At 63.6% G+C, this 21,620-nt stretch carries 17 protein-coding genes and 2 pseudogenes; 5 read left to right on the top strand and 14 right to left on the bottom strand.

The window, feature by feature from the left end:
- Positions 1–81 precede the first annotated feature (81 nt).
- A pseudogene (gene pstS, locus GPL20_RS01490) lies at positions 82–1,136 on the bottom strand (phosphate ABC transporter substrate-binding protein PstS).
- Positions 1,137–1,534: 398 nt separating this feature from the next.
- Here pstS and GPL20_RS01485 point away from each other — a divergent pair.
- The 4 genes from GPL20_RS01485 to GPL20_RS01470 all read left to right on the top strand — a co-directional run bounded on the left by GPL20_RS01485 (position 1,535) and on the right by GPL20_RS01470 (position 5,715).
- Positions 1,535–2,386 (top strand): 3-hydroxybutyryl-CoA dehydrogenase, encoded by an 852-nt coding sequence (locus GPL20_RS01485; protein ID WP_036007996.1) that lies wholly within the window; start codon positions 1,535–1,537, stop codon positions 2,384–2,386.
- Between the two features lie 137 nt (positions 2,387–2,523).
- The gene (locus tag GPL20_RS01480; protein ID WP_157327016.1) at positions 2,524–2,988 is read left to right on the top strand and encodes a group III truncated hemoglobin; all 465 of its coding nucleotides are present in this window, start codon (positions 2,524–2,526) and stop codon (positions 2,986–2,988) included.
- 228 nt (positions 2,989–3,216) lie between these two features.
- The gene (locus GPL20_RS01475; RefSeq protein WP_157327015.1) at positions 3,217–3,870 is read left to right on the top strand and encodes a QcrA and Rieske domain-containing protein; all 654 of its coding nucleotides are present in this window, start codon (positions 3,217–3,219) and stop codon (positions 3,868–3,870) included.
- Positions 3,871–3,987: 117 nt separating this feature from the next.
- On the top strand, positions 3,988–5,715 hold the full coding sequence (locus tag GPL20_RS01470) for a methanol/ethanol family PQQ-dependent dehydrogenase (protein WP_157327014.1): 1,728 nt from the start codon (positions 3,988–3,990) through the stop codon (positions 5,713–5,715).
- A gap of 227 nt (positions 5,716–5,942) precedes the next feature.
- On the opposite strand, the gene GPL20_RS01465 is transcribed toward GPL20_RS01470, so the two are convergent.
- From GPL20_RS01465 to xoxF5, 7 genes are all read right to left on the bottom strand, one after another.
- The gene (locus GPL20_RS01465) at positions 5,943–6,200 is read right to left on the bottom strand and encodes a hypothetical protein (RefSeq protein WP_157327013.1); all 258 of its coding nucleotides are present in this window, start codon (positions 6,198–6,200) and stop codon (positions 5,943–5,945) included.
- 57 nt (positions 6,201–6,257) lie between these two features.
- Entirely contained in the window at positions 6,258–8,570 is a 2,313-nt protein-coding gene (locus GPL20_RS01460; RefSeq protein WP_157327012.1) for a xanthine dehydrogenase family protein molybdopterin-binding subunit, read from the bottom strand.
- Position 8,571: 1 nt separating this feature from the next.
- Positions 8,572–9,024, bottom strand: coding sequence for a (2Fe-2S)-binding protein (locus GPL20_RS01455; RefSeq protein ID WP_157327011.1), 453 nt, complete (start codon positions 9,022–9,024; stop codon positions 8,572–8,574).
- A 679-nt stretch (positions 9,025–9,703) separates the two neighbouring features.
- A complete protein-coding gene (gfa, locus tag GPL20_RS01450; RefSeq protein WP_157327010.1) occupies positions 9,704–10,267 on the bottom strand; it encodes an S-(hydroxymethyl)glutathione synthase in 564 nt (187 codons plus the stop codon).
- A 32-nt stretch (positions 10,268–10,299) separates the two neighbouring features.
- Positions 10,300–11,409, bottom strand: a complete 1,110-nt coding sequence (locus tag GPL20_RS01445; RefSeq protein WP_157327009.1) for an S-(hydroxymethyl)glutathione dehydrogenase/class III alcohol dehydrogenase — start codon at positions 11,407–11,409, stop codon at positions 10,300–10,302.
- Between the two features lie 60 nt (positions 11,410–11,469).
- Positions 11,470–11,961, bottom strand: a complete 492-nt coding sequence (locus tag GPL20_RS01440) for a c-type cytochrome, methanol metabolism-related (protein WP_157327434.1) — start codon at positions 11,959–11,961, stop codon at positions 11,470–11,472.
- A 108-nt stretch (positions 11,962–12,069) separates the two neighbouring features.
- Positions 12,070–13,875, bottom strand: a complete 1,806-nt coding sequence (xoxF5, locus tag GPL20_RS01435) for a lanthanide-dependent methanol dehydrogenase XoxF5 (RefSeq protein ID WP_157327008.1) — start codon at positions 13,873–13,875, stop codon at positions 12,070–12,072.
- A gap of 516 nt (positions 13,876–14,391) precedes the next feature.
- Here xoxF5 and GPL20_RS01430 point away from each other — a divergent pair.
- Positions 14,392–15,360 (top strand): helix-turn-helix domain-containing protein, encoded by a 969-nt coding sequence (locus tag GPL20_RS01430; RefSeq protein WP_157327007.1) that lies wholly within the window; start codon positions 14,392–14,394, stop codon positions 15,358–15,360.
- 69 nt (positions 15,361–15,429) lie between these two features.
- On the opposite strand, the gene GPL20_RS01425 is transcribed toward GPL20_RS01430, so the two are convergent.
- The 6 genes and pseudogenes from GPL20_RS01425 to GPL20_RS01400 all read right to left on the bottom strand — a co-directional run bounded on the left by GPL20_RS01425 (position 15,430) and on the right by GPL20_RS01400 (position 21,290).
- Positions 15,430–15,855, bottom strand: a complete 426-nt coding sequence (locus GPL20_RS01425; protein WP_157327006.1) for a hypothetical protein — start codon at positions 15,853–15,855, stop codon at positions 15,430–15,432.
- Positions 15,856–16,000: 145 nt separating this feature from the next.
- Positions 16,001–16,991: pseudogene (locus GPL20_RS01420) on the bottom strand (Bug family tripartite tricarboxylate transporter substrate binding protein).
- Between the two features lie 112 nt (positions 16,992–17,103).
- Complete coding sequence (locus tag GPL20_RS01415) at positions 17,104–18,129, bottom strand: FUSC family protein (RefSeq protein WP_254125015.1); 1,026 nt, start codon at positions 18,127–18,129, stop codon at positions 17,104–17,106.
- Between the two features lie 205 nt (positions 18,130–18,334).
- Complete coding sequence (locus GPL20_RS01410; RefSeq protein WP_157327005.1) at positions 18,335–19,264, bottom strand: substrate-binding periplasmic protein; 930 nt, start codon at positions 19,262–19,264, stop codon at positions 18,335–18,337.
- Complete coding sequence (locus tag GPL20_RS01405) at positions 19,261–19,614, bottom strand: c-type cytochrome (protein WP_157327004.1); 354 nt, start codon at positions 19,612–19,614, stop codon at positions 19,261–19,263. Before GPL20_RS01405 ends, GPL20_RS01410 begins: the two co-directional genes overlap by 4 nt.
- A gap of 11 nt (positions 19,615–19,625) precedes the next feature.
- The gene (locus GPL20_RS01400) at positions 19,626–21,290 is read right to left on the bottom strand and encodes a methanol/ethanol family PQQ-dependent dehydrogenase (protein WP_157327003.1); all 1,665 of its coding nucleotides are present in this window, start codon (positions 21,288–21,290) and stop codon (positions 19,626–19,628) included.
- Positions 21,291–21,620: the final 330 nt, after the last annotated feature.

Genomic DNA, 21,620 nt, shown 5'->3' with positions numbered 1-21,620 from the left:
GGTTTGCCGGCGCAGGCTGGTCACAGAATACTCACATGGAGCAGTTTGGAAACCAAATTTACCCGGGTTCGCCTTTGGCCTTCAGTGTTTGCTGTGGGCCGATGCCGAAACCGTCGGGGTCGCCTCGAGGCTCTGCTGCCAATAGCGTTCGACCTGATCGATCAAGGCGGGCGGCAGCGGCACGTAGTTGAGCGTTTCGGCCTGCGACTTTCCGTTCTCCAGCGACCAGCGAACGAAGTCGATGGCAGCGGCCGACCGTTCCGGAGATTTTGGAGCTTTCGGCATCAGCACGAAGGTCGTCGCCGTAATCGGGTAGGCGTCTTCGCCGGGCGCATCGGTGAGGACGAGATGGAAATCCCTCTCCGCCTTCCAGTCCGCGTTCGAGGCCGCGCCTGGAACGATGCGGCGTCAGGGACGACGAAATTGCCGGCGCTGTTCTGCACGATGCCGAAGGAGATCCTGTCGAGCCGTTGCAGCGCGTAGGTGTATTCGAGATAACCGATCGAGCCGGGAACGAGACTGACGAGCGAGGCGACACCGTCATTGCCCCTGCCGCCCACTCCGAGCGGCCATTCGACCGAGGTGCCTTCACCCACGCTCGACTTCCATTGCGGGCTGACCTTCGAGAGATAGTTCGACCAGTTGAAGGTCGTGCCGGATCCGTCGCTGCGATGGACCACTGTGATCGGCGCGTTCGGCAATCTGATGTCGGGATTGATCGCGCGAATGGCCGGATCGTTCCAGGACTTGAGCTTGCCGAGATAGATGTCGGCGAGCACCTGCCCCGTGAAGCGGATCTGTCCCGGCCTGACGCCGTCGATGTTGACCACTGGCACGACGCCCCCGATCACGATCGGGAATTGCATCAGGCCAAGCTTGTCGAGCTCCTTGGGATCGAGCGGCATGTCGCTCGCGCCGAAATCGACGGCTTCCTTCTTGATCAAGCCGACGCCGATGCTCGAGCCGACCGCTTGGTAGCTGACGGCGTTGCCTGTCCTGGCCTTGTATGCGTCGATCCATTTCGCAATCACGGGCGAAACGAAGGTTGAGCCCGCTCCTTTGGTCTCGGCTGCCAGGCTTTGCGTGGCGACGAGCAGAGCGGTGAGGATGATTGGGAGCTTGATATTCTTCTTCATGGGGCACCACGCTGACAGGTGGGGCACGAAGCCGATGTGGGCTATGTCACAATGGCGTCGCGAAGCGTTCGCGTTGGCCATGGCGCAACTACACCACACCATCAGTGAGCACCGCATCGTCCGATCGAAGTAGATCGGGTCTGGTCAGAAGCCTGCCGGGCATCGATCCCGTCCTTTCGCCGCGAGGCGCCTGGCAGGGGCGGGCGGGGCAAACCGCCGGCCAGGCCGCCGAATCACGCCCTTTCGCGGCCGAAAGTCGGCTTTATTCCCACCTTGGATGCTTTAAGGAAGAGGCAGGATCAGGTCGCACCCGCCCGGCGGCGGTGCTAGACCCTGATGCAGGAACAATGGGGCTGGGCCGCCACAGGCACGCCCGCAAGGTAGAAGGATGTGACGCAATGATCCAAACCGTTGGCATCATCGGGGCAGGGACCATGGGGAACGGCATCGCGCAGGTCTGCGCGGCGGCCGGTCTCTCGGTCGTGATGGTCGACATTTCCGACGCGGCGGTGAACCGCGGACTTTCGACCGTCGGTGGCAGCCTCGAGCGGCTCGTCAAGAAGGAGAAGATGTCGGCGGCGGATCGCGAGGCCACGCTCAAGCGCATCACCGGCACGACCGACCGGGCGAAGCTGTCGGATTGCGACCTCGTCATCGAGGCCGCGACCGAGAACGAGGAACTCAAGGTCAAGATCCTGAAGGATCTCTGCGCGACGCTGTCGCCGCGCACGCTGGTCGCGACCAACACCTCGTCGATCTCGATCACCAAGCTCGCCGCGGCGACCGATCGTCCCGACCGCTTCATCGGCATGCACTTCTTCAACCCGGTGCCGGTGATGGCGCTGCTGGAGCTCATCCGCGGCTTGCAGACCTCCGACGACACCCATGCCAAGGCGCTCGATTTCGCCAAGCGCGTCGGCAAGGTCGCGATCACGGCCAAGAACAGCCCGGGCTTCGCCGTCAATCGCATCCTGTGCCCGATGATCAACGAGGCGATCTTCGCGCTCCAGGAGGGGATCGCGACGGCGGAAGAAATCGATGCCGGCATGAAGCTCGGCTGCAACCATCCGATCGGGCCGCTGGCACTCGCCGATCTCGTCGGGCTCGACACCATGCTTTCGGTGATGGAGGTCTTTTACAAAGGCTTCAACGACCCCAAATATCGTCCAGCCCCCTTGCTCAAGGAGATGGTCGATGCCGGCCATCTCGGCCGCAAGACCGGGCAGGGCTTCTACACCTATAGCGCCTGATCACGGCCTGGGCGGCGGTCACGAAGCGTCGCCGCCCGATCCCCGCGATTTGCGCTGCGACAAAGACGTCGCGCGCAATTGGTCCGACAATGTCGAACGGGCGGCCTGCGGGACCAACGGAACGGATAATAAAGGACATGTCGGATCGATTGAAGGCCGAGCGCGAGGCGGCGGCCGCGCGGCGGAACCTGCTGACCCAGGATGCGATCGAGCGCACCGGGATCACCGAGGAGATGATCGGGGAACTCGTTACCCGCTTCTACGGACGCGTGCGCGAGGACGCCCTGCTCGGCCCCGTCTTTGCGATCGTGCAGAATTGGGACGAGCATCTGGCCAAGCTCAGGGATTTCTGGTCGTCGGTCGTGCTGATGAGCGGCCGCTATCATGGCTCGCCGATGCGGGCGCATCTGCCGCTGAGCCTAGTTGGCGATCATTTCGACCGCTGGCTCGATCTGTTCGAACAGACCGCGCGCGACGTCTGCCCGCCCGCGGCAGCCGCGCTCTTCATCGACAAGGCACGGCGTATCGCCGACAGTTTTGAAATGGCGTCGGCGACGGTCGCCGGCCGTATCGCATCGCCGCGTCACGTGCTCCGGTCCTGAAGCGACGAGTTTGCGTCGCGCGACGGATAGCGCGGTGCACCAATTCCAGCATGATCTGTCTGATCTGCAAAATCATCATGCTGGTCGCGCAATGAGACGTTGAAATTGCGAAAACGCGCTTGAATGCGTTCACCCTCGCTCAATCAAAGCGAGCAAAGACATATTGATGCACTGCGGCGCCAATTCTTCGCCTTGTTTTCGGCAGAGTTCCAGCGCCTGCTAACGTGCATGTCGAGCGCATCCTTCACCAGCAATTCGTCACCTTCCGAGAAAATTGCGGAACCTGAAAACGACGCGGGCGCCGAACAGACGCGGCGAACGCTCCTGCTGGGTGCGCTCGTCACCACAGCCTGCCTTGGCTGTTCCACGCAAGCGCGCGCGGGGGAGGATCCGCCCGGCTCGGACGAACGGCCTCAGAAGGGCGATCTGCTTGTCTTCTCCGAAGGCGATCAGGAGGGGAAGCTCGTCGCGGCGGCCGATCTGCCGGTTGGCGGACCGCCGGTCCATGCCTGGCCAAAGGATCCCAAGACATCGGTGGTGCGCAGCGCCTCGCGGCTGAACGAGATCCTGGTCATCCGGCTCGATCCCGCCGAGCTCGACGAGAAGACTCGCGCGCGTGCCGTCGACGGCATCATCGCCTATTCCGCGATCTGCGCCCATGCCGGCTGCCCCGTCACCGCCTGGGTCAAGAGCGACGTCGGCGAGAAGGAAGTGTTCAAGTGCGTGTGCCACAACTCCGAATACGATCCCCGCGCGGGCGCGCAGGTCGTGTTCGGGCCGGCGCCGCGACGGCTCGCGGCATTGCCGCTGGAGCTCGCTGACGGCTCGCTCAGCGTCGCCGGCAATTTCATCGGAAAGGTAGGTGGCGCGCAGCCGGGATGACCGACGAGCGGGCTGCGCCCGCGTCGCGAGAGGCCGCATCCGCCGATAGGCGGACGACGGGACGAACGACAAAGAATTCAAATCAAGAATTCAAACGGATGAAAAGGGGAAACGTCCATGACCAGGAAGCAATGGTTACTGTCCGGCTTCGTCGCCTTCACCTGCCTTGCCTCGACAGCTGCCGTGTCGGGCCCGATCGAGAATTACGCACCGGTCACGTCGCAGCGGCTGGAAAATCCGGAGCCCGGCAACTGGATGCTCTATCGGCGCACCTATGATGGGCAGGGCTATAGCCCGCTCGACCAGATCAACACCTCGAACGTGAAGAATCTCACGCCGGTCTGGACCTTCGCCACCGGCGTGGTCGAAGGCCACGAGGCGCCGCCGATCGTCAACAACGGCGTGATGTTCGTGGCAACCCCGATGGGGCAGGTGATCGCGCTGAACGCGAAGACCGGCGACGAATATTGGCGTTACAAGCGGCAGCTTCCCGACGACCTGTTCCAGCTGCATCCGACCAGCCGCGGCGTCGGCCTCTGGGAGGACAAGCTCTATCTCGCCACCACCGACGACCACGTCGTCGCGCTCGATGCCAAGACCGGCAAGGTGGTGTGGGACACCAAGGTGCAGGACTACAAGAAGGGTCAGTACATGACCCTGATGCCGCTGATCGTCGACGGCAAGGTCATCGTCGGCGGCTCCGGCGGCGAGTTCGGCGTGCGCGGCTATGTCGCCGCCTATGATGCCAAGGACGGCAAGGAGCTGTGGCGGACCTACACCATCCCCGGCGAAGGCGAGCCCGGTCACGACACCTGGCAGGGCGACGACTGGAAGAACGGCGGCGGCTCGGCCTGGATGACCGGCAATTACGACAAGGACACCAAAACGATCTACTGGGGCGTCGGCAACGCCGCGCCATGGCCGGGCGAGATGCATCCCGGCGACAATCTCTACACATCCTCGGTGCTGGCGCTCGATCCGAACAACGGCAAGATCAAGACCTATCACCAGTACCACCAGAACGATTCCTGGGACTGGGACGAGGTCGAGGCGCCGATGCTGATCGATCTGCAACGCGACGGCCGCAACATCAAGAGCCTGGTCCATCCGGGCCGCGACGCGATCTTCTGGGTGCTCGAGCGCACGCCGACCAAGATCAACTACGTCGCCGGCTGGCCGTTCGTCTCCACCGATGTCTGGAAGGGCATCGATGCCGAGAGCGGCAAGCCGATCGTCGATCCCGCGCACAAGCCGGTGATCGGCAAGCGAGTCGAGTTCTGCCCGTCGCTGTGGGGCGGCAAGGACTGGCCGTCGGCGGCCTACAGCGAAAGGACTAAGCTCGTCTACGTGCCGGCCAACGAGAACTTCTGCGGCGGCTTCACCGGCGAGAAGATCGCGCTGAAGCCCGGCGAGCTCTGGCTCGGCACCAAGCCGGAGGACATCGGCCTGAAAGCGAAGCCCGGCGCGGACCATTTCGGCGAGCTCCAGGCCTGGGACCCCGCCACGGGCAAGAAGGTTTGGCAGCACAACTTCCCGAAGTCGCAGTTGTTCGGCTCGGTGACGGCGACCGCGGGCGATCTGATCTTCGTCGGCGGCACCAACGATCGCAACTTCCGTGCCTTCAATGCCAAGACCGGCGAGCTGTTGTGGGAGCAGAAGACCAACTCCGGCATCATGGGCATGCCGGTGTCCTATGAGATCGACGGCACGCAATACATCGCGATCCAGTCGGGTTGGGGTGTGGACGCGCAGCGCATCCAGGATGCGCTCGCGACCAACAATATCGGCATCGAATCCAATGTGCCGCAGGGCGGCGTCATCTGGGTGTTCGCGCTGAAGAAATAAGCTCCGCTGGCGGATCGAAAGAAGCGGAGCGTCAGGGGGCAAATGCGGCGGACGGCAACGTCCGCCGCATTTTGCGTGCGAGCTGACGCCTGTATCACCACTCTCGTCATGCCCGGGCTTGTCCCGGGCATCCACGTTCTTCGTTCCGCGTGAAAAGTCGTGATGGCCGGGACAAGCCCGGCCAAACGGCGTGGCAACGCAGTGCACCAACCGCCAGAGTGCCAGTGCTACTTCCCCTGCCTGTCGACCTTGTCCTTTTCCTTCTGGTTCATCTCCTGAACCTTGGGATCGGTATTGCTCTGTCCGGTGGTCTGGCTGGTCGAGGCGGGTGGGGCGTTGGCGTTGGGGAGTGAGTTCTGGTCCGGCGTGGCGGGGCGCGTTGCCGTGGTCGGCGGGGTGGTGTTGCTCTGGGCGAACGCGCCGGACGTCGTCAAAAGAAAAGCGCTCGACAGCGAGACTGCGAGCGCCTTTGAGATGTTGGTCATCGATCTGCTCCTGTCAGATCGATGGAAACGACACAAGGCCGCTTGCGTTCCCTGCGTCTACGCTTCCAATTGCTTCCCGATTGGAAGGCTGCGGATGCGCTTTCCGGTCGCGGCGAAGATCGCGTTGATCAACGCCGGCGCGAACGGCGGCACGCCGGGCTCGCCAACGCCGCTCGGCGGCGTGTCGGGTCCGGGCGGCACGATGTAGACGTTGGTCACCACGGGAGATTCGTCCATCCTGACGACCTGGAAGTCGTCGAAGTTCTTCTGCTGGACCTTGCCGTCCTTGAAGGTGATCTCGCCGTACTTGGCAAGACTCAGTCCCATGATCGCTGCGCCCTCGATCTGCGAGGCGATGCGCTCGGGGTTGACATAGGTGCCGCAATCGATCGCGGTGTCGACGCGCGGCACCGTCAGCTTGCCCTTGTCGTCGACGGCCACCTCGACGATGGTCGCGATGTAGCTGACGAAGCTGCGGTGCACGGCGATGCCGAGGCCGTGGCCCTTCGGCACCTGTCGTCCCCATTGGCCCTTCTCGGCAACCAGCTCGACCACCTTGCGCAGGCGCGCGGTGTCGATCGGGTAGCTGTCCTGGGGCTCGCCGTAGTTCCAGAGGTCTTTCACCGCAGGCTTGACGATGCGCGGGCTGCCGATCAGCGCGAGCAGCGTTTCCTTCTGGTCGCGGCCGGTCGCCTGTGCGATCTCGCCGACCATCGACTGTACCGCGAAGGCACGCGGGATGTTCGAGACCGAGCGGAACCAGCCGATGCGGGTGTGCGCGGCCGCTTCCGGATTCTCGCAGGAGATGTTGGCGATCTCGAACGGCATGTCGACGAGACCCATGCCGATCTCGAACGGGGCCTGGTGCACGGTGCCGGCAGCAAACGTCGAGGCGATGCTGGGTGCCACGCTGCGATGGCGCCAGGCGATCACCTTGCCGTTCTTGTCGAGGCCCGCCTCGATCCGCTCGACCGAGACGGTGTGCAGGAAGCCGTTGTGGAGGTCGTCCTCGCGCGTCCACTGCACCTTCACCGGGGCGCCGAGCTCCTTGGAGAGCAGCGCGGCCTCGAGTGCGAAGTCGCATTTCGACTTGCGCCCGAACCCGCCGCCGAGCAGCGTGACGTTGACCGTCACGTTCTGTTCGGGAATGCCGAGCGTCTTGGCGACGTCCTCGCGGGTGCCGCCGGGGCTCTGCACCGGCGCCCAGATCTCCGCCTTGTCGCCCTTGACGTCGGCGACCGCCACCGGCGTCTCCATGCTGACATGGGCGAGATGGGGGATGTAGTATTCGCCGACGATGACCTTGTCGGCGCCCTTCAGCGCAGCGTCCGCATCGCCCTCCTTGCGCAGGACGAGGCCGGGCTTGCGCGAGGCCTCCTCGAGCTCCTTGCGGTAGGCGACGGAGTCGTATTTGCCGTTGGGACCATCGTCCCACACGAGCTTCAATGCGTCGCGGCCCTTGATCGCCGCTCCGGTGTTGCGCGCGATCACGGCGACGCCGCCGAGCGGCTGGAATTTCGAGGGCCAGGGCCAGCCGCGCACCTGCATGACCTTCTCGACGCCGGAGATCTTCAGCGCGGCGTCCGGGTCGAACGAGACCAGCTTGCCGCCGGTCACCGGCGGGCGCGCGATCACGGCGTATTTCATGCCGGGCAGCCGCACGTCGGCGCCATAACGCGCCTTGCCGGTGGTGATGTCGTGGAGATCGACGATGCCGATCTGGCCCTTGCCGAGATAGCGGAAGTCCTTGGGGTCCTTCAGCTTGAGGCCCTCGATGCTCGGCACCGATTCCTTGGCGGCGTCGGCGGCGAGCTCGCCGAAGCCGAGCTTGCGTCCGCTAGCGCTGTGGACGACTTCGTGATTGACGGCCCTGACCTCGGTCGCCGGCACGCCCCAGCGCTTTGCCGCGGCCTGTTCCAGCATGGTGCGCGCAGAGGCGCCGATCTGCCGCATCGGGATCAAGTAGTGCCGCGTGCTGCGCGAGCCGTCGGTATCCTGATTGCCGAACTTGACCTCGTCGCCATGGGCCTGCTGCACCTTCACCCTGGTCCAGTCGGCCTCCATTTCCTCGGCCACGATCAACGGCAGGCTGGTGCGCACGCCGGTGCCCATTTCCGAACGGTGTCCGACGATGGTGACGATGCCGTCTGGAGCCACCGAAACGAACACACGCGGATCGACCACGACGCCATGCGGCATCTTTCCGGCGCCGGTTTCATAGGCAAGCGCCTGCCGCGACATCACGGGCGCAGCAAGCACGAAGCCGCCGGTGACGCCGAGCCCCTTCAGGATACTGCGGCGCGAGATCTTCTCGATCTTGATGTTCTTTTCGAAGCCACGAAGTTTCCGAGGATTGTCGATGTAATTCATGTCACACCCCCGTCGATGCGAGATGGACCGCGTTCTCGATGCGCTGATAGCAGCCGCAGCGGCAGATGTTGCCGGACATCGCCTCGCGGATCTGATCGTGTGACGGTTTGGGATTGTCCATCAGCAGCGCGGCGGCCTGCATGATCTGGCCGGCCTGGCAGAAGCCGCACTGGGGAACGTTGACCTGACGCCAGGCCTTCTGCACGGGGTGGTCACCGGTGGGGTGCAATCCTTCGATCGTCGTGATCTCGCGCCCGGCGACATCGTTGATGGATGTGATGCAGGATCGCACCGCTTCCTTGTCGACGAGGACGGTGCAGGCGCCGCACAGGGCCTGGCCACAGCCGAATTTGGTGCCGGTCAGCCCGGCCTCGTCGCGCAGGAACCAGAGAAGCGGGAGATCCGGGTCGCCATCCCAGCTCTGTTCCTGGCCGTTGATCTTCACCTTGATCATGATCGTCCCTCGCTCTTCATAAGCATGCTGATTTCAAGATTTGCCGATTGCGGTCGGCGCAATACGCGCCGCAGCATTCCGGCCCGTGATCCCGCACGGGCAAATCCCGGCAGGAGGCAGGAACGCAATTGGCGATGTCAGGATGTACTCGATACCTCCCGTTTTCTTCTTAATTGATTGAGTCCGTGCGGCATCGTGACGACGCGATCGTAGCAGAGATCGCGCCGGCCCGGCGTTCACAGCCAAGTGTTCACAACCAGGTGTTCACAACCAGGTGTTCACAACCAGGTGTTCACAACCAGGTGTTCACGGCCGGGGCCTTCACCGGGAAAAGATTGCATCGGTGGTTTGTCAAAAGCAGGGCGCGGAGTCTACGCCGCGTGCTTGCGAGGCGGGCGCGACAAAAAAAGCTTCGTCCGCCAGGAAGACTGCGCGGACGAAGCAGGATGCCTCAGTCGAGGGAGGGAGAAACGCAGGCACCGCGGACTTCAAGATGGAAGTTGACGGCACTGCGCAGTCATTCAGAGACCAGGACTGAGGAACTGATGGTCCTCATCTACGCGTCGTGCAGAGGCGGCGTCATCGCCGCGATGGTCCCGGGGCGGGACCGTCCGGCTCGCTGGCGATGGTGGCACCAGCGAGCCGATGGGCGCTTGGCAAAGGCTCTCGGCGGCCTTGCTTAGGCGGCTTTGGCTTTCGCCACGTGGGTCGCGATCGCATCCATCAGCGCCGGCGACAGGCAATCATAGGGCTCGAGCCCGATCTCCTTCAGCCGCGAACGGATGCCGGCCATCTGCTCCGGCTTCACGCCCGATTCGATCACGGAGGAGACGAAGGCGGCGAATTGCGGCGCCTGCGAACCCTGCTCCTGGAACAATTCGGGATGGATGAAGTCGAGGCCGTAGAACGGATGGCCCTTGTTCTCGATGCGGCCGTACATGTGCGTGCCGCAGGCCTTGCAGGCGTAGCGCTGGATCACCGCCGAGGGATCGACGATCTGGAGCTTGTCGCCGTTCTCGAGCACGGTAACGTTCTGGCGCGGCACCACGGCGACGACGGAGAACGTCGCACCCTGCGGCTTCCAGCACTTGGTGCAGCCGCAGGCGTGGTTGTGGGCGACGTCGCCCTTGATGCCGACCTTGACCGGGTGGTCGCTGCATTTGCAGACCAGCGTGCCGCCGGCAAAGCTGCCGGTGCCCTGTTTGAGGCCGTTGTCGATCGATGGGTGGAGTGCAACAGTCATGGGTCGATCCTCCTTGGTGTGATGTCTGTGAGCTAGAACACGACGACGGAACGGATGGATTTGCCCTCGTGCATGAGGTCAAACCCCTTGTTGATCTCATCGAGCTTGAGCACGTGGGTGATCATCGGATCGATCTGGATCTTTCCGTTCATGTACCAGTCGACGATCTTCGGCACGTCGGTGCGGCCGCGGGCGCCGCCAAAGGCGGTGCCGCGCCAGTTGCGCCCGGTGACGAGCTGGAACGGGCGGGTGGCGATCTCCTTGCCGGCTTCGGCGACGCCGATGATGATCGAGGTGCCCCAGCCGCGATGGCAGGCTTCCAGCGCCTGACGCATCACCGTGGTGTTGCCGGTGCAGTCGAAGGTGTAGTCGGCACCGCCGTCGGTGAGGCCGACGAGATGCTGGACGATGTCGCCAGTGACCTTCTTCGGGTTGACGAAATGGGTCATGCCGAACCTGCGGCCCCAATCCTCCTTGGAGTCGTTGATGTCGACACCGATGATCTTGTCGGCGCCGGCCATCTTGGCGCCCTGGATGACGTTGAGGCCGATGCCGCCGAGGCCGAACACGACCACGTTGGAGCCCGGCTCGACCTTGGCGGTGTTGACGACGGCGCCGACGCCGGTGGTGACGCCGCAGCCGATGTAACAGCTCTTGTCGAACGGCGCGTCCTCGCGAATCTTGGCGACCGCGATCTCCGGCAGCACCGTGAAGTTCGAGAAGGTCGAGCAGCCCATGTAGTGGTAGATCGGCTTGCCCTTGTAGGAGAAGCGGCTGGTGCCGTCGGGCATCACGCCCTTGCCCTGCGTAGCGCGGATCGCGGTACAGAGATTGGTCTTCTGGCTGAGGCAGCTCTTGCACTGCCGGCATTCCGGCGTGTAGAGCGGAATGACGTGATCGCCCGGTTTCACCGAGGTCACGCCGGCGCCGACCTCGCGGATGATGCCGGCACCTTCATGGCCGAGGATCGAGGGGAATATCCCCTCGCTGTCGAAGCCGTCGAGCGTATAGGCGTCGGTATGGCAGATGCCCGTGGCCTTGATCTCGACCAGGACTTCGCCAGCCTTCGGTCCTTCCAGATCGACCTCGACGATCTCAAGCGGTTTCTTCGCTTCGAAAGCGACGGCGGCACGTGTCTTCATCGTAAGCTCCTCAAATTCTCGTATGATGCCAGGAAGCAGTCTCTGCAGTCCCGGCAACGTTCATTTCTTGCCCATGCAGGCGTCTTCCGCCTTGGTATAGGCTTCCGTTTTCTCCTCCTTCTTGGAGGGACGCTGCCGGCCCCATGCTTCGTCGGAGCGGGCGCGCAGATAGACGTAGAGATCGTCCATGTAGCAGGCGACGTTCGGGTTGTCGCCGAAGGCCGGCATGACGTTCTCTTGCGCCGTCGAGATGTTCTTGCGACCAGAGGCGACCACGCCGAGGAAGTCGCCATAGCTCATGGACTTGACGGAGTCCTTCAGCGCCGGTGCGTAGGTCGATCCCATGCCGTCGGGGCCATGGCAGACGTGGCAGTCGGAGTGATAGCGGCGGTATCCGGAATAGGTGAACCAGTCCACGGTGCCGTCGGCCGAAATCTTGTAGGTCGGGGTCCCTTCCTTATCGAGCCACTTTCCGTCGTCTTCCTTCTTCACGGCGGTCGGGTCGCCGGGGCCGTCCGCGACCGCAATTCCTCCGGACGCAACGAAGATCATCGCAGCAATGACAGAGCAGATTTTACGCAAGAGATTGTCCTCGAAGGCGTTCGGTGGAGACGAGCCGGCGCGTGGAGTTGATCCACGCGCCGGACGATACGGTTGAGGCTAGTTCGGCAGCGAGAACACGGTCAGCGTACCGCCGAGCGCCGTGTAGTTGCTGAGGGCCGCGTAGCCACCGACGGCGCCGAGACCGGCGGTCGGATCGGTCAGGCCTGCCGCCAGACCAATGCCGGCCCAGCCACCCACGCCGGAGAGCACGGCAACGTACTGCTTGCCATTGTTCTCATAGGTGGTGACGTTGCCGATGATGCCGGAGGGAGTCTTGAACTTGTAGAGCTCCTTGCCGGACTTGGCATCGACAGCCTTCAGGTAGCCTTCGAGCGTGCCGTAGAACACCACGCCGCCGGCGGTCGCGAGCGCACCCGACCAGACCGAGAACTGCTCCTTGTTCGACCAGACGATCTTGCCGGTCTTGCCGTCCCAGGCGATGAAGTTGCCCATGTGGCTTTCACCCTGCGGCGGATACATCGAGAGCGTCGCACCCACATAGGGCTGGCCCGCGGTGTAGCTCACCTTGAACGGTTCGTAGTCCATGCAGACGTGGTTGGTCGGAACGTAGAACAGCTGCGTGTCGGGCGAGTAGGCTGCCGGCTGCTCGTCCTTGGTGCCGAGCGCGGCCGGGCAGATGCCCTTCACGTTGACGTCCTCGCCCGCCTTGTCGGTCGACGCTGCGTCCAGCACCTTCGGACGGCCATAGGTCGGCGAGCTCTTGTTCATGTCGACGCCGGAGGTCCAGTTCACCTTCGGATCGTACTTTTCGGCGACCAGCAGTTCGCCGTTCTCACGGTCCATGGTATAGGCGAGACCGTTGCGGTCGAAATGGGTCAGGAGCTTGCGAGGCTGCCCATTGATCTGCTGATCCGTGAGGATCATCTCGTTGACGCCGTCATAGTCCCACTCGTCATGGGGCGTCATCTGGTAGACCCACTTGGCCATACCGGTGTCCGCGTCGCGCGCGAAGATGGTCATCGACCACTTGTTGTCGCCCGGACGCTGTTTCGGATTCCAGGTCGAGGGGTTGCCTGACCCGTAATAGACGAGGTTCAGAGCGGGATCGTAGGAAATCCAGCCCCAGGTGCAGCCGCCGCCGATCTTCCACTGATCGCCTTGCCAGGTCTTCAGCGAAGAGTCGGGTCCGACCGGCTTGCCGAGCGCCGTCGTCTTGACCGGGTCGACCTTGATCTGGTCGTCCGGACCTTCGGAGTAGGCGCGCCAGACCTGCTTGCCGCTCTTGAGATCGTAAGCGGTGACATGGCACTGCACGCCGAATTCGCCGCCGGAGATGCCGACCAGCACCTTGTCCTTGACGACCAGCGCGGCCGATGTGCCGGTCTCGCCCTTCGACGGATTGCCGTTCGTCGCCGACCAGGCCACCTGGCCGGTCTTGGCGTCGAGCGCGACGAGGTTGGTGTCGGCCTGGTGCAGGATGATCTTGCCGTCGCCGTAAGACAGGCCGCGGTTGACCGTGTCGCAGCACATCACCGGGATGACGTTCGGATCCTGCTTCGGCTCGTACCTCCAGACGATCTTGTTCTCGTTTGAAAGGTCAAGAGCGTAGACCTTGTTCGGGAACGGCGTGTGGACGTACATCATGTTGCCGATGATCAGCGGGCCGCCCTCGTGGCCACGCAGCACGCCGGTCGAGAAGGTCCAGGCAACCTGAAGCTTGCCGACATTCTGTGCGTTGATCTGGTTCAGCTTGGAATAGCGGGTATTGGCGTAGTCGCCCGCCGGCATTACCCAGTCTTTCGGGTTCTGCGACATCTTGATCAGCTCGTCATTGGCTGACGCGCTGCCGACGGCGAGAGCCGCCGCGGAGCCAAGATAGGTCGCCAGTAGCACCTTGCGCATAGTCATTCCTCCGTTGGTCTCGTTTATTGTTTCCGAACTATTTGCTCAATCACCGGGCTTCTCGTCCGGCGTCTGCTCGTGCAGGGCGGTCGCGATTGGGACCAGAAACGATGCTGTGCTGTTTCCTCCTCCTGATGAGAGCCACGGGTCCACGTGCAGGAGCGGCCCGTTCTTGTTGTTCCTGCCGTAATCCCTAACGGCTTCGTCCTCGGGAAACTTGCCCAAGAGAGAAGCCGGTTTGCTTGACAGCGCACGGATGCGAAGTTTTTGATTTTGCAGTAGCGAATTCAGCGGCTTCCGCACCGCTTCGGGACCGCCCTCGGCGCTCAGGTTCCCCTTGACGGCGCTGCAACTAAGGCGGAGGATTAACTTTCAAGGGTGGCAATGGAACGATGGCGCTCGTTGCAAAAGACCACTCAAATTCGAGGCAAACGTCACGCAAATCACGGCTGAGGGCTCCGACAGCGCTGGTCGCGATTCGCGTCGAATCTCCGGATCAAACCAGTGGCTGGATTAATGTCCGACACAATTCACACGCTCTCGACCACCGGAATGACGCCGAAGCGCCAGATCCAGAGCTGGATCGACGGGCTGACGAGCCTGTGTGGCCATTTCGACGTCGATCCGCTCGAGGCATCCTCGCTCGAGGGCCGCATCGACTACACGACCGTCTCGCGCCTGAAGCTCTGTCAGATCGAGGTCAGCCAGCATCGCATCGCGCACACGATGGCGCGCGCCAAGGCCAATGAACACCCGTACATCAAGATCCACTTCCAGACCTACGGCGTGTCCTATTTCGAGCAGGAAGGCCGACACATCGAGCTGAACCCCGGCGACATCATCGCCTATGACGTCTCCTGCCCGCATTCGATCATCAGCCCCGCCTTCACGCGTCACGACGTGGTGATCGTGCCGAAGGCGCTGCTGCGCGACCGCGGATTCCCGTCGCAGCGGATGCCGGCCTGCAAGCTGTCGGCAAAGACAGGTACGGGCCGCATTGCCCATGATTTCGTCCATGCGACCTTCGACGAGGCGGCGAAGCTGTCGGCGAACAGCGCAGTCGGTGTTGCCGACTCGCTGATCGACCTTCTGTTGCTGCCGCTGCGCGAGGCCGACACGATGTTCGATCGCGTCGGGCCCGAGGCGATGTATGTACGCGCGCAGTTCTTCATCCGCGAGCACCTGCGCGATCCGGATCTGTGCATCGACCAGATCTCCGCCGAGCTCGGCTGCTCCAAGCGCTATCTGCACATGCTGTTCTCCGAGCGCGGCACCACGGTGAGCGACTATATCTGGCAGGCGCGCTTGCAGAACTGCCGCCAGGAGCTCGAGGCGCACGCCGGCAAGACCATCACCGACGTCGCGTTCTCCTGGGGCTTCTCCAGCTCATCGCATTTCAGCCGGGTGTTCCGGAAATATTTCGGCGTGGTGCCGTCCTCGATTCACAAGGCGCAGCAGGGCACCGTGAGCTCGGAGGAGCATTAGTCGGGCCGCGCGACGACGGCCGGTCGCCAACGGCGGTTGCCGGTCACGTGCCGGCGGCGGCGATATCCCTCACGCCGACGCGGCGACGTAGGGAATGCTGGCCACGAGAGCGACGAGCAGCACCGCGTTACCCAGCATTCCGCTCCAGTGCAGCCGGCGCAGCCGACGCGGGGCCTCGGTATCGCCGGCGTCCCTCGCGCTGAGTTGGTCGTCCATCCGTTGCATGAACCAGCGGCGGCCCCAGATCGCCAAGGCCGCAACCAACCCAACGCCCGCCGCGGCGACCAGGCGACCGTCGAGCAGGAAAGCCACCGTTCCGATGACGCCGGCAACCCGCATCACCAGAAAATGGGCATTGAACATTCCGCGTAGCAACTGGGCGACGGGCTGGATATCCAGCTTCACCAGCAGGAAGGCGGGCGAAGCCAGCGTGAAATAGCCCATCGGAAAGAGCAGGATGATCATGACTGCTACGGCGACGCCATCCGGTGTCATGCGATCGGCCTTTCGCGTCCGCGCCAAATGGGTCTTCCGGCAGCGGTACACAATCATAGCGGGAAAATGCGCTTCCAACACTAGGCTTTGGTCGGACGCCGGGCACAAAGGGGTGTGGCCAGCGGGCTAAGCGGCGCCGCGACGTTCAGGCCGGCTCGAGGCCGAGCGACTGCGCACTCTCGATCCAGATCGGCAGTTCACTCTGATACAGGGCGTTGGTCTCCTTGAAGCCGATCGCGGGCTCGAGCACGAAGGTCGCGAGAACCTCCTTCACCTTCGGATCGCTGTTGGCGGCGACGCAGAGCTCGGCCAGCCGGTCGACGACCGGCTGTGGCGTCGCCTTCGGGACGGCCCATCCCGTGAAGCCGCTGACGGTGAAGAATTTTCGACGTTGCGCCCTGCTCGGGGAGGGTCTTGATCGCAGGAATCGCGTCGACCTTCTTCGAATGCACCGCGAACACGGTGCCGCGGTCGCTTTGCAGAACCGACTGCGCCGCTGTGTAGCTGCCCATCGCGGCATCGAGCGTGCCCTCCAGCATCCCCGTCCACATCGGTGCTTCGCCACGGTAGTGGACCGGCTCGATGTTGAGCCCATACTGCTTGTTCAGCTCGTTGATCGTCATGTGCGGGACCGAGCCGGCGCTGTAGGTGCCGAAATTCACCTTGCCGCTCTTGCGGGCGAAGGCGACGAAATCCTCCAGCGTCTTGACTCCGGTTTTCGGGTTTGCGACCAGCAGGAGGCCGGCGCCGGGAATGACGCTGACGAGCGTCAGATCCTTGTCCATGTCATAGCCCGGATTCTTCATCACCACTCGGTTCATGATGTAGGTGGTCGAGATCGAGCACAGCACGGTGTGGCCGTCGGGCTCCGCGCGGGCCACCTCCGCAGCGCCGATCGCACCGGAGGCGCCGGCCTTGTTCTCGATGACCACGGTCTTTCCGCCCTGCTTGGAGATGAATTCGCCATAGGCGCGCGCGAGCAGGTCGGTCTGCCCGCCAGCGGGATAGCTGCAGATCATGCGGATCTGCCGCGCCGGCCACGCAGCTTGCGCCGAGGCGCCGCGCGAGACGAAAGGCATCGCGAGCGCGCTGACACCGGCGGCGACGAAGTGGCGGCGATCGAGTCTTGCAGACATGTTGCTCTCTCCCGGATTTGTACCGAGGGTACTGCATCGCGCCGCCTCCGCCATGGCCGACAGGCGAGACAGATTGGCGCATTCGAAGGAGAGCGCCGTGCTCGTTCGCGCCTCACCCGGGCGGCCGGGCCTTCCGCATGACCCGTTGCCAGGCGACCTCGGTCAGGGCCACCGCAACGAGGCCGAACGTGCCGCCGATCAGCACGTTGACGATGCGCTCCTCCGCGATGCCGCTGGCGCCGCCGGCAAAGGACGCGGCCAGCGCAATGAAGAAGCAGCGCAGGCCGAAGCCGACGACGTAGCGCGAGAATGACATCAGCGTGAGGGTGGCCGCGAGCACTGCAAGTGCATAGCCGACACGGCTTTGCGGCAGCGCGATGCCGGCGAGGAAGCCGAGCGGCACGCCGACGAACGCGCCGATCGCGCGCTGCTTCAGCTTGCCCGTCGACGCAGCGAGATCGCCGACGACCACGCTTGCGGCCGACCACATCACCCATTGCCCCTGCGCAAGGTCGAATATCTCGACCAGCGCGGCCGCGGCGAAGACCGCCATGGCGGTCGCGCTTGCCGGCAGAAACCACTGGGCGGCAGGGGCTCCGAACGAAGTCGCCGCGTCCCTGCCGCGCCGCCGCTGGTCGTAAATCTGGACAGAGCAGACCAACGCCAGCGCAATCGGCGAGGACGCGACGATCACGCCGGCATGGCGCAGCGCCTCGGACGGGCTCACGCCCTCCCGCACTTCGCAGGCGAGATAGACGGCGGGGATGAAGACCCAATTGCCGAGCGTGCGGAAGTCTTCTCCGTGGCGTGTCACGGCGACCGCGACGAAACCGGCGAGCGCCGTCAGCCCCACGAACAGCGCCTTGATGGGGCTTGCGAGGAACAGAGCGCCAAAGGTGACGAGAATGGCGAGGTAGTGCCACGCGATCACTTTCGGCGCCAAATGCAACCTGAGCGCGGGAATCAGCAGCGAGACTGCGACCAGCCCGAGATTGAGCAGGGCCGCCTCGCGCGAGATGAAATAGGCCGCGACCATGGGGCCGACGACGATCAGCGCGCGCAGGAGTTCGCCGGTCTTGATTTCCCGGGAGATGACGTCGCGCAGGTTGGCGGCCGGCGGGATGGTCGGGAGGTTCACGGGGCACCGGATGGGCGAATGAAACGCTGGCATCATACGGTTCATGGCGCCGCCAGGCGAGTCGATGCCGTTGTGCTCCACCGCCAACCGTATCGTCATTCCGGGATGCGTGCGCAGCACGCAGGCCCGGAATCCATCGGACCGCATGCGCTGTGGAGAAATGGATTCCGGGTTCGCCCTACGGGCGCCCCGGAATGACAGGCCTCTACCGCTGAATGATCTTCATCCAGACGTCGCCGAGGATCGCGGGCTCGCGCGGCGGCAGATAGGTGAGGCCGGCCTGCTTGCCGAATTCGGCGATCTTGCCCTCGGTGCCAAGCTCCGTCAGCACCTTGTTGACGGCCTCGATCAGCGCGCCATCGCGGGCAAGCCCGACATAGCCGCGATTGGCGCCGATCGGATAGTAATAGCCGGATGCGGTGATTGCCGTATCGGGATGCGCGGCGCGATGGGCGTCGAAGCGGGCAAGATCGATCAGCGTTGCGTCATGGTCGCCACGGCTGAGCGTGCCGAGCAGGTCGTCGCGGCCGGGGACGAGATGGGTGATGCTGTCGATCAGGCGCCCCTTGTCGTAGGTCATCAGGATCGCATCGCCCAGCGATCCGCTTTCGATCACCAGCCGTAGCCCGGCGAGATCGCCGATGTCGCCGATCTTGCGATCCCGCGCCTTCGGCCCGAGCACCACCGTCATCGGCGAATAGACATAGGGCTGGCTCGGCGCCAGCACGCCGAGCGCGACGCGGCGGCGCCGGTCGTCACGGGTGGCCCCGGTGAAGTCCGGCAAGCGCGCCGTCTTCATGCCGGGGACGACGAGCGAATCCCGCGTCAGCGCGTAGCCGCCGACCAGCGAGCAGCGCCCGTCCGAGAGCAGCGCATTGGCCTCGAGCTGCGGGCTGGAATCCTCGTCGAGCCTGCTCTCGAACCATTGGATCGTCAGCGGCCGTCGCATCCGCTCTGCAATTGCCTGCGCCAGCAGCACGTCGAAGCCCGCATCCGGCTTGCTCTTTTGATGCACCGACAGCGGTGGCCGGTCCTTGTCGAGACAGATCTTCAGCGGGTCTTCGGCCGCGCGCGCAACGAGGGGCGCCGCCGCGAGGATCGCAGCAACGCTCCACGCGGAGAGCCGGCGTCTCATGGCCGTCTCCGGCTGGAGACGAAGGCCCAGAGGTTTCCGATCTCGTCGTCGCTGAGGATGTCGCCCCAGGGCGGCATCTTGTTGTTCTTGCCGTTCTTCACCGTGGTGATGAAGCGCGTCTTGTCGTCGGGGATGGCGCGCAGGTCCGGCGTGATGGTGCCGGAGTTCATCAGATTTGGGCCGTGGCAGTGCGAGCATTTCGAGGCGTAGGTCGACTTGCCATGATCGATCTGCGCTTGCATGGAATTGGCGGTGGCGTCATCGGCGCGAACGGTCGCCGCAAGCGCGACCGACAGCACCGCGACGGCGGCGATCACCGCCGCCGTCTTGTGAGAAATCACTTTCAGCATCGTATCCGTAGTTACTGCTTGACTGCAAAGACCCACAGCGAACCGCCGGGCGGCACCTGAGCCAACCGCTCGTCGCCGGAGAACAGCGAGTAGACGCCGCCATAGCCGCTCGTCACTGCGACATACTGCACGCCATCCTGCTGCCAGGTCACGGGCTGTCCCTCGATGCCGGAGCCGGTCTGGAACTGCCAAAGCTTCTTGCCGGTGTCGGCGTCGAAGGCTTCGAACTCGCCGGTCAGCGCACCCGAGAACACGACGCCTCCGGCCGTCGACAGCACGCCCGAGAAGCGCGGAATGTCGCTCGGCGCTTCCCACTTCGATTTGCCGGTCATGGGGTCGATGGCCTTGAGGTGACCGCGCGGCCCGTCTCCGTACTCCCAGAGGTCGGTCAGGTCCATGCCGAGATACCATTCACCCTGCTTGTAGGTGACGGGCTCGGTCTTGTACCTTCCGCCGAAGGCAAGCGTGTTGGCATAGGCAAGGCCGGTCTGCGGATTGAACGACATCGGCTCCCAGTTCTTGCCGCCGAGGATCGAGGGATAGACCGTGACCTTCTTGCCCTCGCGCGCGTCCTTCGAAACGTCGGTTTCGATCGGACGTCCCGTCTTCATGTCGATACCCGTCGCCCAGTTGACCTTCACGTAAGGGTTGGCCGCGAGCAGCTTGCCGTTGGTACGGTCGAGCACGTAGAAGAAGCCGTTGCGGTTGGCATTCATCAGCGCCTTGGTCGGCTTGCCCTCGACGTTCACATCGGCGAGCACCATCTCGGCCACGGCGTCGTAGTCGAACGGATTGTTCGGCGAGAACTGGTAGTGCCACTTGATCTTGCCGGTCTTGGGATCCATCGCCAGCACGGAGCAGGTGTAGAGATTGTCGCCCGGGCGCACTGCCGAGTTGAACGGTCCGGGATTTCCGATGCCCCAATAGATCGTGTTTAGCTCGGGATCATAAGACCCGGTGATCCAGGTCGAGCCGCCGCCGAGCTTCCAGGTGTCGCCCTTCCAGGTGTCGCCGCCGGGCTCGTCCGGCGAGGGGATCGAGTGGGTGCGCCAGAGATGCTTGCCGGTTGCCGGATCCCAGCCGTCGATGAAGCCGCGTGTGCCGAACTCGGCGCCGGAAATGCCGGTGATGACGACGCCGTCTGCGACCAGCGGGGCCACCGTCATGGAGTAGCCTTCCTTGATGTCCGCCGCCTTCTGCCGCCACAGCTCCTTGCCGGTCTTGGCATCGAGCGCGATCACGTTGGCGTCGAGGGTGGTACGGAATAGTTTACCCTCGTGGATCGCGACGCCGCGATTGATGATGCCGCAGCAGACGATTCGAGGCGTCTCGGCGGGATATTCGATCTTGCTCTTCCAGATTTGCTTGCCTGTCTTGACGTCGACGGCCATCGTCGCATTGTGCGACGTCACATAAATCACGCCCTGATAGACGATGGGTTGGGATTCCTCACTGCGATCGTCGTTGAAGGAGTAGTTCCAGACCGGGACGAGGTTCTTGACAGTGTCCTTGTTGATTTGGTTCAGCGTCGAGAAGCGCTGGAGATTGTAGCCCATCCCGTAGTTGAGAACGTTCGATGTATCAGTCGCGCCCTTGACCAGCTGCTCGCTGGTCTGTGCGCTTGCACAAGTCGATGCAAGCATGACGAGGCTCGCGGCCATCGCAAAGCGTTTCATCCGTTCCTCCCAATATGCGCGCCTTTTGACGCTGCGGGAGCAACACTCCGCCCGAATGCAAAACGCGTCAATACGAAAGTCGCAAGTGCGGCGCCGATATGTTGCGCGCAGATGCCAGTCAGCTGACGGAGACCTTACAACCCAGGCTCACTTGTGTGCAGGCGCTGAAAAAATTCCGCGTCGCGAAGCAGCTCGGCCGGAGGCCGTCGCCGGGCCCGCGGTCGATTCCGCGAGTTGTGACGCGTGCTGGTTGTAATCCCGACTTGAACCGGGGCACGTTTGTGGACTTATCTCGTTTGGATCCCGCTCGAATCGGGACTCTTGGTCATG

It is taken from the genome of Bradyrhizobium cajani (genome assembly GCF_009759665.1).
Classification (GTDB): domain Bacteria; phylum Pseudomonadota; class Alphaproteobacteria; order Rhizobiales; family Xanthobacteraceae; genus Bradyrhizobium; species Bradyrhizobium cajani.
This window is presented reverse-complemented; position numbering and strand designations above follow the sequence as displayed.

What these genes read in the sequence shown, in the direction of transcription:
- GPL20_RS01485 (WP_036007996.1), top strand. Translation starts at nt 1,535, where the DNA reads ATGATCCAAACCGTTGGCATCATCGGGGCAGGGACCATGGGGAACGGC.
- GPL20_RS01480 (WP_157327016.1), top strand. Translation starts at nt 2,524, where the DNA reads ATGTCGGATCGATTGAAGGCCGAGCGCGAGGCGGCGGCCGCGCGGCGG.
- GPL20_RS01475 (WP_157327015.1), top strand. Translation starts at nt 3,217, where the DNA reads ATGTCGAGCGCATCCTTCACCAGCAATTCGTCACCTTCCGAGAAAATT.
- GPL20_RS01470 (WP_157327014.1), top strand. Translation starts at nt 3,988, where the DNA reads ATGACCAGGAAGCAATGGTTACTGTCCGGCTTCGTCGCCTTCACCTGC.
- GPL20_RS01465 (WP_157327013.1), bottom strand. Translation starts at nt 6,200, where the DNA reads ATGACCAACATCTCAAAGGCGCTCGCAGTCTCGCTGTCGAGCGCTTTT.
- GPL20_RS01460 (WP_157327012.1), bottom strand. Translation starts at nt 8,570, where the DNA reads ATGAATTACATCGACAATCCTCGGAAACTTCGTGGCTTCGAAAAGAAC.
- GPL20_RS01455 (WP_157327011.1), bottom strand. Translation starts at nt 9,024, where the DNA reads ATGATCAAGGTGAAGATCAACGGCCAGGAACAGAGCTGGGATGGCGAC.
- gfa (WP_157327010.1), bottom strand. Translation starts at nt 10,267, where the DNA reads ATGACTGTTGCACTCCACCCATCGATCGACAACGGCCTCAAACAGGGC.
- GPL20_RS01445 (WP_157327009.1), bottom strand. Translation starts at nt 11,409, where the DNA reads ATGAAGACACGTGCCGCCGTCGCTTTCGAAGCGAAGAAACCGCTTGAG.
- GPL20_RS01440 (WP_157327434.1), bottom strand. Translation starts at nt 11,961, where the DNA reads ATGATCTTCGTTGCGTCCGGAGGAATTGCGGTCGCGGACGGCCCCGGC.
- xoxF5 (WP_157327008.1), bottom strand. Translation starts at nt 13,875, where the DNA reads ATGCGCAAGGTGCTACTGGCGACCTATCTTGGCTCCGCGGCGGCTCTC.
- GPL20_RS01430 (WP_157327007.1), top strand. Translation starts at nt 14,392, where the DNA reads ATGTCCGACACAATTCACACGCTCTCGACCACCGGAATGACGCCGAAG.
- GPL20_RS01425 (WP_157327006.1), bottom strand. Translation starts at nt 15,855, where the DNA reads ATGACACCGGATGGCGTCGCCGTAGCAGTCATGATCATCCTGCTCTTT.
- GPL20_RS01410 (WP_157327005.1), bottom strand. Translation starts at nt 19,264, where the DNA reads ATGAGACGCCGGCTCTCCGCGTGGAGCGTTGCTGCGATCCTCGCGGCG.
- GPL20_RS01405 (WP_157327004.1), bottom strand. Translation starts at nt 19,614, where the DNA reads ATGCTGAAAGTGATTTCTCACAAGACGGCGGCGGTGATCGCCGCCGTC.
- GPL20_RS01400 (WP_157327003.1), bottom strand. Translation starts at nt 21,290, where the DNA reads ATGAAACGCTTTGCGATGGCCGCGAGCCTCGTCATGCTTGCATCGACT.